This window comes from Nocardioides sp. GY 10113 (genome assembly GCF_004919105.1).
In the GTDB taxonomy this organism is placed as follows: Bacteria; Actinomycetota; Actinomycetes; order Propionibacteriales; family Nocardioidaceae; genus Nocardioides.
The window spans coordinates 212,131-225,468 of sequence record NZ_STGK01000003.1 but is presented as its reverse complement, the minus strand read 5'-3'; the positions used below and the strand labels follow the sequence as shown (position 1 = coordinate 225,468).

At 74.1% G+C, this 13,338-nt stretch carries 12 protein-coding genes; 5 read left to right on the top strand and 7 right to left on the bottom strand.

The annotated features are described in order from the left end of the window. Window positions 1-15: 15 nt before the first annotated feature. From E8D34_RS05455 to E8D34_RS05440, 4 genes are all read right to left on the bottom strand, one after another. Window positions 16-447, bottom strand: a complete 432-nt coding sequence (locus E8D34_RS05455) for a DUF4395 domain-containing protein (RefSeq protein ID WP_136593580.1) — start codon at window positions 445-447, stop codon at window positions 16-18. Continuing rightward, window positions 444-926, bottom strand: coding sequence for a thioredoxin family protein (locus tag E8D34_RS05450; RefSeq protein ID WP_136593579.1), 483 nt, complete (start codon window positions 924-926; stop codon window positions 444-446). The genes E8D34_RS05455 and E8D34_RS05450 overlap by 4 nt, the downstream gene beginning before the upstream one ends. 75 nt (window positions 927-1,001) lie before the next feature. Beyond that, complete coding sequence (locus E8D34_RS05445; protein ID WP_136593578.1) at window positions 1,002-1,298, bottom strand: DUF1416 domain-containing protein; 297 nt, start codon at window positions 1,296-1,298, stop codon at window positions 1,002-1,004. Beyond that, complete coding sequence (locus tag E8D34_RS05440) at window positions 1,298-2,146, bottom strand: sulfurtransferase (protein WP_136593577.1); 849 nt, start codon at window positions 2,144-2,146, stop codon at window positions 1,298-1,300. The genes E8D34_RS05445 and E8D34_RS05440 overlap by 1 nt, the downstream gene beginning before the upstream one ends. Window positions 2,147-2,752: 606 nt before the next feature. On the opposite strand from E8D34_RS05440, the gene E8D34_RS05435 reads away from it, so the two are divergent. Further along, window positions 2,753-3,778, top strand: coding sequence for a hypothetical protein (locus E8D34_RS05435; protein WP_240771119.1), 1,026 nt, complete (start codon window positions 2,753-2,755; stop codon window positions 3,776-3,778). A 110-nt stretch (window positions 3,779-3,888) separates the two neighbouring features. Here E8D34_RS05435 and gmd read toward each other — a convergent pair whose 3' ends face one another. Together gmd and E8D34_RS05425 are read right to left on the bottom strand one after the other, a co-directional pair. Beyond that, on the bottom strand, window positions 3,889-4,863 hold the full coding sequence (gene gmd, locus E8D34_RS05430; RefSeq protein WP_136593576.1) for a GDP-mannose 4,6-dehydratase: 975 nt from the start codon (window positions 4,861-4,863) through the stop codon (window positions 3,889-3,891). A 70-nt stretch (window positions 4,864-4,933) separates the two neighbouring features. Then, window positions 4,934-5,206 carry a MoaD/ThiS family protein gene (locus E8D34_RS05425; protein ID WP_136593575.1) on the bottom strand — a complete coding sequence of 91 codons (273 nt, stop codon included), beginning with the start codon at window positions 5,204-5,206 and terminating at the stop codon, window positions 4,934-4,936. Between the two features lie 124 nt (window positions 5,207-5,330). On the opposite strand from E8D34_RS05425, the gene E8D34_RS05420 reads away from it, so the two are divergent. The 4 genes from E8D34_RS05420 to E8D34_RS05405 all read left to right on the top strand — a co-directional run bounded on the left by E8D34_RS05420 (window position 5,331) and on the right by E8D34_RS05405 (window position 12,225). Next, window positions 5,331-6,065 (top strand): response regulator transcription factor, encoded by a 735-nt coding sequence (locus E8D34_RS05420; protein WP_136593574.1) that lies wholly within the window; start codon window positions 5,331-5,333, stop codon window positions 6,063-6,065. Window positions 6,066-6,091: 26 nt separating this feature from the next. Further along, entirely contained in the window at window positions 6,092-6,946 is an 855-nt protein-coding gene (gene mshD, locus E8D34_RS05415) for a mycothiol synthase (RefSeq protein WP_240771118.1), read from the top strand. Window positions 6,947-7,021: 75 nt separating this feature from the next. After that, window positions 7,022-11,560 (top strand): hypothetical protein, encoded by a 4,539-nt coding sequence (locus tag E8D34_RS05410; protein WP_136593573.1) that lies wholly within the window; start codon window positions 7,022-7,024, stop codon window positions 11,558-11,560. Beyond that, entirely contained in the window at window positions 11,542-12,225 is a 684-nt protein-coding gene (locus E8D34_RS05405) for a DUF1192 domain-containing protein (protein WP_136593572.1), read from the top strand. The genes E8D34_RS05410 and E8D34_RS05405 overlap by 19 nt, the downstream gene beginning before the upstream one ends. Window positions 12,226-12,281: 56 nt before the next feature. Here E8D34_RS05405 and E8D34_RS05400 read toward each other — a convergent pair whose 3' ends face one another. Further along, the gene (locus E8D34_RS05400) at window positions 12,282-13,310 is read right to left on the bottom strand and encodes an alpha/beta hydrolase (protein ID WP_240771117.1); all 1,029 of its coding nucleotides are present in this window, start codon (window positions 13,308-13,310) and stop codon (window positions 12,282-12,284) included. Window positions 13,311-13,338: the final 28 nt, after the last annotated feature.

Sequence of the window (13,338 nt, the reverse complement as noted above, 5' to 3'; positions counted from 1 at the left end):
GACGGGCGGTGCAGGTCAGGCGGGGCGGCGGGTGAGGCGCAGGCCCAGCAGGTACATCTCGCAGCCCAGGCAGAACCCGAAGACCGCGTTGAGCAGCGCGGCGAACACCGCGAAGCCGGCGGCGACCTGGGCCAGCACCAGGGCGCCGGTCAGGTACCCGATCAGCGACAGCGTCGCGAAGACCAGCCCGACCGCCTGGGCGAACCGCGGCGGGCGCGGGTCCTCGAGCTCGGCCGGCGGGGTCAGCCGCGGACGCACGAAGCGGCGGAAGACGATGCCGGTCGGGGTGTGCTGGATGCCGGCGAAGACGCCGATCGCGAAGCAGGCGGCCTGCGCCGCCATGATCGCGGCGGAGACCGTCGCGTTGGGGCTGACCAGCGCGGCGGCCAGGATGACGACGGTGACGGCCGCGGTGAACCGGGGGCCGCGGGGGTCGATGCCGCTCACGCGGTCTCCTTCAGGTTGTCGAGGCTGCTCAGCGCGGCGAGCACCTGGTCGCGGCGCGGGGCGCCGGCGGCACGGGTGACCTCGGCGCCGTTCGGGTCGAGGATCAGCGTGGTCGGCGTACGTCGTACGTCGAGGGCCCGGACCAGGTCGAGGTGCTGCTCCGCGTCGACCTCGAGGTGCACGACGCCGTCCTCACGGGCGGAGACGTCGGCCAGCAGGACGCGGGTGGTGCGGCAGGGCGCGCAGAAGGCGGAGGAGAACTGCACGAGCGTCGCCCGCTCGCCGAGCACGGCGTCGGGCAGCGCGGCGGCGACCTGGGTCCAGGTGGTCGCGGGCGCGGCGGCTTCGAGGCTCGCTTCGCTTCGCACCTCGACCACCGAGTCCTCGGCGCCACGGAAGGCGCCGTCCGTCGTACGGCGGTAGAGGCCGAAGCCCACCGCGACGACGACCGCGAGGGCCAGCACAACGATTCCGGTCATGTCTCCTCCAACGTCGATGGCGGACCCCGTCATCCGGGATCCGCCATCGAACGCGTCACATCGGGTCTCTCACCCTCAGAGGGTGATGGTCACCTCGGCCACCGAGCCCACCGCGGCCTGGACGACGCGGTCGGTCGGGTCGGCCTTGGGGGCCAGGGTCCGCAGGGTCCACTGGCCCTCGCCGGCGAAGAACCGGAAGTGGCCGCTCGCCGAGGTCGGGACCTCGGCGGTGAACTCACCGGTCTTGTCGAGCAGCCGCACGTAGGCGTTCGGCACGGGCTCCTCGCCGCGCAGCACCTGGCCCTGGATCACGGCCTCCTTGGCGACGTTCACGCCGTCCAGGGAGAGCCCGCCCTTGGTCGCGCCGCACATCAGGCGTCACCCTTCTCGTCACCGAGCGCCACCGGGACGCCGACGAGGGAGCCGTACTCGGTCCAGGAGCCGTCGTAGTTCTTGACGTTCTCCTGGCCCAGCAGCTCCTTGAGCACGAACCAGGTGTGCGAGGAGCGCTCGCCGATGCGGCAGTAGGCGATGGTGTCCTTGCTCCAGTCCACGCCGGCCTCGGTGTAGATCTGGCGCAGGTCGTCGTCGGACTTGAAGGTGCCGTCGTCGTTGGCCGCCTTGCTCCACGGGACGTTCGCGGCGGTCGGGATATGGCCCGCGCGCTGCGCCTGCTCCTGCGGGAGGTGGGCCGGGGCGAGCAGCCGGCCGGCGTACTCGTCGGGGCTGCGCACGTCGACCAGGTTCTGGGTGCCGATGGCGGCCACGACCTCGTCGCGGAACGCGCGGATCGAGGAGTCCTGCTCCGTCGCGGTGTAGGTGGTCGCCGCGCGCTCGGGCAGCTCGTCGGTCAGCTCGCGGCTGTCCAGCTCCCACTTCTTGCGGCCGCCGTCGAGCAGCTTGACGTCGGTGTGGCCGTAGAGCTTGAAGTACCAGTACGCGTAGGCGGCGAACCAGTTGTTGTTGCCGCCGTACAGGACGACGGTGTCGTCGTTGGCGACGCCGCGGCTCGAGAGCAGCGCCTCGAACTGGGCCTTGTTGACGAAGTCGCGGCGGACCTGGTCCTGGAGGTCGGTCGTCCAGTCGAGCTTGATGGCGCCCTTGATGTGGCCCTTGTCGTAGGCCGAGGTGTCCTCGTCGACCTCGACCAGCACGACCTTCGGGTTGTCCAGGTTGTCCTCGACCCACTGGGCGGAGACGAGGGTGTTCTCGCGGCTCATTGCGTATCCCTTTGCAATCGTTTTCGAGTGGTGCGGGCCCTGGTGGCAGCGGGCCCGTCCGGGCTTGAGTACGCCGACACGGGGTCGCGGTCGCCGCGCTGGGGCGACGGGTGCGACGGGGTGCCAGGTCGGCGGTGACGCTGGATGACTGGCTCGGAGACGACGCGGGGTGGTCGTCGGGCGCTCTGGTCGCTGCCGGTTGCTGGCCGGTCGGCGTGGCGCCGGGAGTCAGTCGGGGCGGGCCGGTCCGTGGGGGCCGGCGGCCGGGAGGTGAACCCCGCTCAGCGCATGCGACACAGCGCCGAGGAGACGCGGCAGTTGTCCACCGCGCGGCGCTTGGTCAGCATGGTCGTGGGCATGGCGACAACAGTAGGGCCGAGGGCGGTCGTTCGCCCAATCGGGTTTCGCATCGTGAGACTGTTGCTCATATAATGAGATGCTGAGCGTGGAGCGGGCGGCTGATCTGGACGCTGGTTGCGTCGTCACATGTCGTTTGGCCCCTATCTCGGGCCGTTGGGGGGCCAATCCGCATGTGACGACACCAACGTCGGCGGCCCCTGTGGAGGGCGAGCACGCGACCGCCCGGAAGCCGGCAGCCTCGCGTGCGTGCTCCTCCACGTGACCCACCCAGCGGTGACCGCGCCTGTCGCGGTGGACCCCAGCGGCCAGCACGGCCCCACGAGACGGCAGGCCCGCGGGCCCCACTGGCGGCGCACCAGCGCGAACCGCTTCGTCCCCGCCACCGTGGACCCGACCCACCTCCAGCAGCGGATCGTCGAGGCAGTGGCGAGCGTCCCGGAGGGTTCCGCGGTCACCGGCTGGGCAGCCCTGGGGTGGGGTGGCGCGCGGTGGTTCGCCGGGACGACGGCGACCGGTCAGCTGCTGCCCGTGCCCATCGCACTGGACGACCACCGCCTCGCCGTCCGGCGTCCCGGCGTGCTGGCGTGCCACGACTGGCTCTTCGACGGCGAGGTGACGATGGTCGACGGGGTACCGATGACCGTCCCGGAGCGATCCCTCTCGTTCGCCGTACGACGCGCGCGGTCCGACCGGGCCGCGGTCGGGCTCATCGACATGGCGTACGCCTGGGACCTCACCGCGCCTGATCCCTTCTGGCTCCACCTCTCACGCCTCGGGGGTCGCCCCGGGATCCGCCGGGCGCGACGCGCGTTCGCGCGGGCGGAGGAGAACGCGTGGTCGCCGATGGAGTCGGTGATGCGATGCCTGTGGCGAGAGACCGGCCGCCCCCGACCGCTGAGCAACGCTCCGATCTTCGACCTCGCCGGGGATCACCTCCTCACCCCGGACCTGCTCGATCCGGTGGCCGGCGTCGCCGGCGAGTACGACGGCGCGGACCACGCCGGACTCGAACCGCGGCGGCGGGACCTGGACCGGGAGGACCTCTACCGGGAGCTCGGCATCGAGCTGGTCACGATGATGTCGACCGACCTGCGCGACACCACCGCATTCCTGACCCGCCTGCACCGGGCGTACGGCCGCTCGTCCGGCGGCCGGGGATCACTCCGCTGGACGCTCGACCACCCCGAGTGGTGGGTCGACACCTCGACGGTGGCTCGCCGCCGGGCGCTCTCAGCGAGCGAGCGGGCCGTCTGGCTTCGCTGGCGGCGCTGAGGTCCGACCGGGGTCATGGGCGGTCGACGTGCGTCGTCACATGCGGATTGGCCCCCACCACCGCCCGAGAGGGAGCCAAACCGCATGTGACGACGACAAACAGCGCCAGGTCAGCCGTGCAACAACCGCCGCAGGTCCTCGCGGTCGGCGTCGACCATCAGCCGCGCCAGGTCGGGCGCGAGCGTCGCCGGCTCCCACCCGAGCAACGACTTCGCCTTGGAGGCGTCACCGATCAGCGCGTCCACCTCGGCGGGGCGCTCGAACGCCTCGTTGTGCTTGACGTGGTCGGCCCAGTTCAGCCCCGCGTGCGAGAAGGCGGCGTCGCAGAAGTCGCGCACCGTGTGCCCCACGCCGGTGGCCAGCACGTAGTCGTCGGGGTCGTCGGCCTGCAGCATCCGCCACATGCCCTCGACGTACTCGGGAGCAAAGCCCCAGTCCCGTACGGCGTCCAGGTTGCCGAGCTCGACGTGGTCGGTGATCCCGGCCTCGATCGCGGCGACCGCCTTGGTGATCTTGCGGGTCACGAAGTTCTCCCCGCGCCGCGGCGACTCGTGGTTGAACAGGATCCCCGACACCGCGTACAGCCCGTACGCCTCGCGGTAGTTCACCGTCACCCAGTGCGCCTGCAGCTTCGAGGCGCCGTACGGCGAGCGCGGGTGGAAGACCGACGACTCGTTCTGCGGCGGCGGGGTGAGGCCGAACATCTCCGAGGTGGAGGCCTGGTAGAAGCGGCAGTCCAGGCCCGCGGCGCGGATCGCCTCGAGCAGCCGCAGCGTGCCGATCGCGTTGGTCGACGCGGTGTGGTCGGGCATCTCGAAGGAGATCTTGACGTGGCTCTGTGCGCCCAGGTTGTAGACCTCGTGGGGCTCGATCAGCCGGACCAGGTTGACCAGGCTGACCCCGTCGGTGAGGTCGCCGTAGTGCAGCGTCAGGTGCGGGTCGTCCTTGAGGTGGTCGATCCGACCACGGTTCAACATCGACGACCGGCGCACCAGGCCGTGGACGTCGTACCCCTTGGCCAGCAGCAGCTCGGCGAGGTAGGAGCCGTCCTGGCCGGTGATCCCGGTGATGAATGCGCGCTTCACGCGGCAGAGCCTACGGCGCGGGTGCCGCCGGCCCGCAGGTGTTCACGGATGCGGCCCGGCTCGCGACGCCTCAGCCGCCGGCGAACGGCGGCAGGAACTCCACCGCCACGCCGGCCGGGACCACCACGTCCCCGGGGTCGCGCGTGCCGACCGGCTGGTCTCCGAGCAGGACGGAGCAGACACCCAGTACGTCGCCGAGCCGACCGGGGTGGCGGTCGACCGCCGCCGCGCGCAGCGCCGCCAGGGTGACCGGCGCGGGCAGCTCGAACCCCTCCGACGCGGTCCCCGCGGCCGCCCGGGCCGCGGCCCAGTAGTGCACCTGGGTGAACTGCGTCTCACTCATCTCGGATTCACTTCCCCGTCACACGGATGTTTCGATAAAGTCCCCGGAACGGAAAACCGGCCGGAGCCCAACGTTGCGTTCTGGTCTCTCGGACGGCCATTTTGCCGCGATAGGAGACCATGGGATGAGCACTCTCCTTCTTCTGACCAGCGCGCTGCAACCCTCCGCCGAGGTACTGCCCGGTCTCGCCCTGCTGGGCCACCAGGTGAAGATCCTCCCCGCCGAGGGAAGCGCCCTGCTCGAGGCGCCCGAGTCCGACCTGCTCCTGGTCGACGGTCGCCAGGACCTCGCGAACGCCCGCGACCTCTGCCGCCTGATCCGCGCGACCGGCACCGAGGTGCCAGTGCTGCTCGTGGTCACCGAGGGCGGCCTGTCGGTCGTCACCCACGACTGGGGCATGGACGACGTCGTCCTGCACACCTGCGGTCCGGCCGAGCTGGAGGCCCGGATCAAGCTGGCCATCGGCCGGCTGGTCGCCGCCCGCGACGCCGCGGACCCCGAGGCGCACGTCATCCGCTCCGGCGAGGTGGTCGTCGACGAGGCGACCTACACCGCCAAGGTCGGTGGCCGCACGCTGGACCTGACCTTCAAGGAGTTCGAGCTCCTGAAGTTCCTCGCCCAGCACCCGGGCCGCGTCTTCAGCCGCCAGCAGCTGCTGCAGGAGGTGTGGGGCTACGACTACTTCGGCGGCACCCGCACCGTCGACGTCCACGTGCGTCGCCTGCGCGCCAAGCTCGGCGCCGAGAACGAGACGCTGATCGGCACCGTCCGCAACGTGGGCTACCGCTTCGTGCTCCCGTCGAAGGAGGCCGCCGCGGACGCCGCGCGGATCGCCGAGCAGGAGCACCAGGACGCCTGAGCGGGCCGACCGGTAGCGTGCCGGGGGTGTTCCTCACCGCCGACCTGCTCACCGGAGAGGCCGCCCTCGCGGCGATCCAGGGCGTACGACGCGCCTGCCGCCGTGAGGACGGTCGCGACCCGTTGGACGAGGCAGCGGACCTGTTGCTCAAGCACCACGGGATTTCCGGGATCGACGCCTGGGTGACCAGCGACGGCTTCGCGCTGCGCCACGACGGGAGTCTCGACGTGGCCGTCGCCCCGCGGGCCCGGGAGCACGGCCTCGGCGGTGCCCTGGCCGCCGCCGCGCTCGCGGCTCCCGGGCCGGTCACGGCGTGGTCCCACGGCGACCACCCGGCTGCGCGCGAGCTGGCCGCCGTGCACGGCATGGCTCGTGCCCGCGAGCTGTGGGTGATGCGGCGGTCGACCGCGCTCCCCCTGCCGGCGGTGGCGCTGCCCGCGGGGGTCAGCATCCGCGGGTTCGCCGGCGCCGACGACGTACCTGCCCTGCTGGCGGTCAACGCCGCCGCCTTCGCCACCCATCCCGAGCAGGGCTCGCTGGACGCCGCCGGTCTGGCCGAGCGGATGGCCGAGCGGTGGTTCGAGGCCGACGGACTGCTCCAGGCCTTCGACGCGGACGGCTCCCTGCTGGGCTTCCACTGGACCAAGCGGCACGACGCCGACCACGGCGAGGTGTACGTCGTCGGGATCGCGCCGCAGGCCCAGGGACGCGGCCTGGGCCGCGCGCTCACCATCGCGGGGCTGGATCACCTGGCCCGCCGGGGCGTCAGGGAGGTCCACCTCTACGTCGAGGCTGACAACGCGCCCGCGAGGCGGCTCTACGAGGGCCTCGGGTTCGACCACGCAGCGGTCGACACGCACGTGCAGTACGCCCGTCCCTGAACCGGGACTTTGTCCGTGACATGTTGTCCGGGAACCGGGGGCAATCATCCCTAACCGTGGGTAGCATCACGGCTCATGACGTTCCTCACTGACGGCGGACGGGACCCTGGGGAGTCCGGCGTCGGGGAAACCGGACGACTGCGCGGGCGCCGTGGGCGCCGCTGGGGCCGGGACACCTCCGTGGAGAAGGGCGACCAGGGTCGCCCTGACGGCGACGCCACCCCCGGCGACGCTGGCACGGACGCTGGTGCGGACGCCGCGGCCACGCCACCCCCCACGCCGACCCCCGGGCCGACCCCCGCGCCGACCCCCGCGTCGGCCTTCGCCTCGGTCTTCGCGCCGCCGACCGACGGTGCCACGCGCACCGACACCAGTGAGCTGCCGGCGGTGCCCGCCGAGGCCTCGACGCCGGAGGCCTCGAGCGAGGACGCCTGGGCGCGCCTGATCAACCGCTCCGTCGCCCTGGGCCGTACGTCGGCTCCCGCGGATGCCGCCGTCTCCACCGGGGGGAGCCCGGCGGAAGCCACCGACCAGGGAACCCTCAGCGACCGGATCCACCGCCTCCGGGCCGGCATGTCGGCCGGGACCGCGGAGCTGCCGACGTCGCCGATCGCTCGACTCAGCGCGACCCAGGCACAGCTGGCGGCCGACGATGCGGCCGCCGCCGTCGCCGACGCCACGGACGAGGCCGAGCAGGACCGGGCTGGGTCCTCGGCGCCGCCCGAGCCGCCCGAGCCGTCCGACGAAGCCGACGCGGCGACCGCGGACGAGGATGCGGTCGCACCCACCGACACCGTCGAGCGCGTCCGACCCGCCGCCCCGCTCCCACGCTCCGCCCTCGACGACGTGGCGGACTCCGCGGAGGTCGAGCACGCCGAGGTCGAGCACGCCGAGGTCGAGCACGCCGAGGTCGAGCACGCCGAGGTCGAGCACGCCGATGACGGCACCGCGGTGGACGACACCGAGGACGTGGCGGCTGCCGAGGACGGGGCGGCTGCCGAGGACGGGGCCGCGCCGATGCGAGCCGCCCGCCCCACGTTCGAGGAGGACCCGCTCACCGGCGACATCCCGGCGACCCTCCTGCACGACGAGCCAGACGCGGACACCGCCCGCGACGCACACGGCGACGCACATCCCGCCGTCGCCGAGCCCCACGACGAGCCGCACGACGAGCCGCACGACGAGCCCGCGGCCCACGACAACCAGACCGTCTCGGACATCGCACATCCCGGAGTGGACGCCGAGCACGGCGTACCGCTGGACGGCGAGGCCCCGACGGCCGCCGCTGGGACGTCCCCATCGCCCGAGGAGCGCCCGATGGAAGAGCTGACCGCCACCATGCCCGAGGACCTGATCGACACCGACCTGGAGTCCGACGTCGAGATGCCCGACGGCCTCGCCGGGTCCGAGGCCCCCGCTCCGCTCCCGGCCGAGGAGGTCTTCGCGGCCGCCGCCGAGGTGGCCGAGCCGCTCAGCGGCGAGGCCGCCAAGCAGGCCGAGGCCGTCGCCGCGCAGGCCGCCCGTCTGCGCCGGGACGCGGAGCTGGCCGCGGCCGAGCAGGCAGCCGAGCGCCTGGCCGCCGAGGAGGCCGCCCAGCGTGCCGCCGAGGCGCGTGCCGAGGCCGACCGCCTCGCCCAGGAGCAGGCCGGCGTCGCCGCGGAGGCGCACCGCGCCCGCGTCGAGGCCGAGACCCTGGCCCGCGCCGAGGCGCTGGCCCGCGAGGCCGCCGAGCGCGCCGCGCGTGAGCGCGCCGAGCTCGCCGGCGCGGAGGCGGCCCGTCGCAGCGAGGCCGAGCGCAACGCGATCGAGCAGGCGGAGCGCGCCGCCGCCGCGCACGCCGAGCGGGAGGCCGCGGAGGCCCGCGCCCAGGCCCAGACCGAGCTCGCCGAGCAGGCCACGATGGCCCGCCAGGAGGCCGAGGAGACCGCCCAGCGGTTCGCGGCCGAGGCACAGCGGGCCTACGAGGAGCGGGCGATGGCCGAGGAGCGGGCCCGCGCCCTGGCCGAGGCCGCTGCGTCGTCGGCCGCCGAGCACGCCGAGTTCGCGCGCCGAATGCTGCAGGAGCGCGAGGACGCCGAGCGTACGTCGGCCGAGATCGCCGCGGCCCGCACGCTGGCCGAGGAGGCCGCGCGCCAGCAGGCGGCGCTGGCCGCGCAGGCCAACGAGGCAGCCGTGCTCGCCGAGGAGAGGGCTCATGCTCTCGCCGAGCAGGCAGCGGAGCATGCCGAGCTGAGCAGGCTCGCCGCCGAGGGTCGCGCCGCCGCCGAGGCCGCCGCGGAGGAGCATGCGCGGCTGGCCCGCGAGGCCCACGAGGCGCGGAGCATCGCCGAGGAGGCCGCCCGCCAGCAGGCCGAGCTGGCGATGATCGCACTGGAGTCCTCCGAGACCGCCGAGCGGCGGGCCAGGGAGGCCGCCGAGCTGGCCGAGGAGCAGACGGCCGCGCGCGTCGCCGCCGACGCCGACGCCGCCGCCCAGGCACGGCTCGCCGCGGAGGCCCACGAGGCCCGCCGCACCGCCGAGGAGGCGGCCGCCGCTCAGGCGCGGCTCGCCGAGGAGGCGGTCGAGGCGCGCCTCGCGGCGGAGCAGGCGGTCCAGGCCCAGATCGCGATCGCGCTCGAGGCCCAGGCCTCCGCTGCGCTCGCCCACGAGTCGGCCGCCGTCGCGGCGGAGGAGCAGCGCGCGACCGCGGCCGCGCTGGCGGCCGCCGAGCAGCGCGCCGCGGAGGCCCACCGGGCCCGCGCCGCCGCCGAGGAGCGGGCCGTCGAGACGCTGGCCCGGCTGCACGCCACCGCGCAGGACCACCAGGAGTCGCTGGCCACCCTGCGCCGCGAGCTGGTCGCGGTGCAGGAGCAGCTGCTCGCCGCCACGAGGGCGCGTGCCGAGGCGGAGCGGGCGGCCACCGAGCAGGCGCTGGCGCGCACCCAGGCCGAGGCGCGGACCGCCACGCTGGTGCTCAAGCACGAGGAGACCCTGGTCGGGCTGCGCGGCGAGGGCGACGCCGACCGCGCCGAGGTCGCCGAGGAGGAGCGCGCGCGGGCGATCGCGGAAGCGAGGGCCGCGGAGATCGCGCTGGAGGAGGCGGAAGCCCGCGGGGCCGCTCAGGTCGAGGAGCACGAGGCCGCGCTCGCCGAGATGCGGCGTACCGTCGATGCGGAGCGTGACGCCGCCGTCGAGGAGGCGCGCGCCGAGGCCGCGGCCCGCGCCGACGCGGAGGCCCGGGTGGCCGAGCTGGAGCAGCAGCTCGAGCGAGCCGCAGCGGCGCCGCTCCTGGCCCCGGATCCGCTCGAGGAGATCGACGCGCTCCCCGAGATCGAGGGGACCGTCGAGCCTGACGTGCTGGACCTGGGCGACGTCGCCGAGGACCTGGACCACGAGATGGACGAGGACCTCCGCGAGGAGGCCGCGTTCACCCCGGAGCTGGTCGCCCTGGTGGAGGAGCCGGCCGTGCTCCCCGCCGCCCTCGCCACCGACGAGGACGACGCGCTCCAGGCCGACGCGCTCCAGGCCGACGCGCTCGACGAGGACGCGCTCGACGAGAACCTCCACGTGGACGAGGACGCGCTCGACGAGAACCTCCACGTGGACGAGGACGCGCTCGACGACTACCTCTACCTGGACGAGGACGTCGAGGACCCCGAGACCGACGAGCCCGAGACCGAGGCGCTCGCGCCGGCGGAGCCCGAGCAGGAGGCCGCCGAGGAGGCCGCCGAGGGGCCGGCCACGCCGAGCCTTCTGGCGCAGTGGCTCGCGCGCCGCAACCTGGAAGCCGCTCAGGCGCTGGACACCGCGCCCGGGGACCACGAGGTCGAGGCCGACCCCGAGGATCGGGATGCGCACGGGTCCGTCGAGGATCTGGCCGCCGAGGAACGGGCCGTCGAGGACCGGGCCGTCGGGCTCGAGGAGGACGCCGAGGCGACCGGGGCCGAGGTCGAGGAGGTCGAGGCCGGCGAGGTCGAGGCCGAGGAGGTCGAGGCCGAGGAACAGGTCGAGGTCGACGCCCCGGACGAGGTCACCGTCGAGGCCCCTGTGGAGGGCATCACCGGCGACGCCACCGCCGCGGACGCCGCCGTCGCCGAGCCCGCCACCGAGCCCGCCACCGAGGCAGACAGCGCGGCAGACAGCGCGGCAGACAGCGCGGAAGGCACCGCGGCCCCGTCCCCCGACGCCTACGGCGAGCCGGTGCGCAAGCAGCCGTACCACTCCAAGCGCGGACTGGACATCCTGCTGCCGGTCGCGATCATCGCGGCGCTCGCCTGCGCGGCCGTGGTCGGCCGGATGGCGGTCGAGCGCACCCTGACCTCCGACCCGGGGCTCGCCGGCGTCATGACCGTGACCGCCGCGGCGCTGCTGCTCTACGCGATGCGCCTGGGCGGCAACTCGCGCAGCGTCGACATCGACGAGTACGGCCTGCTCAAGGTGACGGCGGGCGACTCCTCCACCAAGTTCGACCTGACCAACCCGAACACCCAGATCGAGCAGGTCGGCACCCCCGGCCGCCGCGGCTGGCGGGTGATGGTGATGCGCCGCGGCATGCCGCCGGTGGCGATCGACGCCCGCTCGGTCCAGGCCTCCCTCTTCCTCGAGGCGGTGCACCAGTGGCGTCCGGAGCTGTAGACGAGGACCCAGCAGCCCTCCGCGCTCGGGTCACCGATCTCGCGGAGCGGCTGAGCGCCGCCGAGGCCGAGATCGCCCGGCTCTCCGCGGCTCTCGACGCCGTCCGGGCGGCCCAGCCCGGGCCGGGCGGCCACGTCGACCCGTACGGGGAGGTCGGGCAGCCGCCCGCCTTCAGCGAGCGCGGCGCGGACGCCCGGGACACCATCGACCTGTTCGACCCCGACGGGGCGAGCGACGGCTCCGACCCACTGGCCGGCGACGGCAGCGACCCGCACGTCCTGTCCAGGATCCTGGCCGGGACGGCCGTCCTCGCCGGCCTGGTGACGCTGCTGGCGATGCGCACCGGCACGCTGCTCTCGCCGTTCGGGATCGTGATGGCCCTGGTCACCGTGGGGCTGGCGTGGGCGGCCGCTCGAACCCGGGTGGTGCCGGTCGAGGTGTCGGTGACCCGCGGCATCGTGCACATCCAGAAGGGCGACTCCACCCACCGCTTCGACGTGCGCGACTCCTCCGCGACCGTCGTGGAGATGGTCGGCCGCCCGGGCGATCCCGGGTGGGAGCTGCGGTTCTACCGCCGCGGGCTGGACCCCTTCGTGATCGACGCGAGCATGGTCGACGCCCACGACCTCGTGGGCCAGCTGCGGGAGTGGCGTCCCGACCTCTGACGGCTCGGATTTGCGGGGTCGAGGCTCGCCCTCCTCGCACCTCGACCGCCGGAGGGTCAGGGGCGCAGCGCCTCGCGCAGCCGGTCCGCGATCTCGGCCACCGCGGCCGGGCTGGTCCGACCGGCGCCCACGATGTTGAGGAAGCCGTGGATCTGGTCGTCGAACCGACGACACTCCACGCGGGCGCCGGCGCTGGCCAGCCGGTCGGCGTAGTCCTCCCCCTCGTCGCGCAGCGGATCGAAGCCCGCGGTCGCGACGTAGGCCGGCGCCAGGCGGGCGGGCAGGTCGGCGTACCGGAGGTTGACCCGCTCGTCCTTGCGGTCGAGGTCGGTGGGGAGGAAGGTCTCCGTGGCCAGCCGCATGAACTCGTCGGTCAGGTAGAGGTCACGGTTGAAGAGGCGGTAGCTCTCCGTGTCGTGATCGGTGCAGGCCACCGGGTAGACGAGCAGCTGGAAGGCCAGCGGCGTGCGGCGGCGGGCGGCGCACACGGCCACCCACGCCGCGAGGTTGCCGCCGGCGGAGTCACCGCCGACCGCGAGCCGGCCCGGGTCGACGTCGATCTCCGCGGCGTGGTCCAGCACCCAGGCGTACGCCGCCTCGGCGTCGTCGAAGGCCGCCGGGAAGGGCGCCTCGGGCGCGAGTCGGTACTCGACCGCCAGCACCGGCACGCCGGAGCGCTCGGCGAGCACCCGGCACGGGGCGTCGTGGGTCTCCAGGTCGCCGTAGAGGAAGCCGCCGCCGTGGAAGAAGAGCAGCAGCGGGCCCGGCGCCTCGGCGTACCCCGTGGGCAGGTAGCGGCGCGCCGGCAGCCCGGCGACCGTGAGGTGCTCGACGGCGCCGACCGGCTGGTGGCCGCGGACGAGCGCGGTGTGCTCACGCATCGCCAGCCGCCCCTCGGCGATCGGCAGGGTCTCGGCGCCCGGCATCCGCAGCAGCCGCTGCAGGCGCAGCGTGAGCTGGGTGTCGGGGGCCAGCGTCTGCCCGTCGAGCCGCAGCGGAGGCCCGGCGACCGCCCGCAGCAGCGGCGCCGGCAGGGCGAGCAGCGCTCGCAGGGAAGCAGCCTCGAACCTCGTCCGCAGGGTCACGCGCAGCAACCTACCGGCGGGTCACCCA

Bases quoted from the DNA above. Each gene is read 5' to 3' on its own strand.
- E8D34_RS05450 (WP_136593579.1), bottom strand. From the start codon at position 926: ATGACCGGAATCGTTGTGCTGGCCCTCGCGGTCGTCGTCGCGGTGGGC.
- E8D34_RS05445 (WP_136593578.1), bottom strand. From the start codon at position 1,298: ATGTGCGGCGCGACCAAGGGCGGGCTCTCCCTGGACGGCGTGAACGTC.
- E8D34_RS05440 (WP_136593577.1), bottom strand. From the start codon at position 2,146: ATGAGCCGCGAGAACACCCTCGTCTCCGCCCAGTGGGTCGAGGACAAC.
- E8D34_RS05425 (WP_136593575.1), bottom strand. From the start codon at position 5,206: ATGAGTGAGACGCAGTTCACCCAGGTGCACTACTGGGCCGCGGCCCGG.
- E8D34_RS05420 (WP_136593574.1), top strand. From the start codon at position 5,331: ATGAGCACTCTCCTTCTTCTGACCAGCGCGCTGCAACCCTCCGCCGAG.
- E8D34_RS05410 (WP_136593573.1), top strand. From the start codon at position 7,022: ATGACGTTCCTCACTGACGGCGGACGGGACCCTGGGGAGTCCGGCGTC.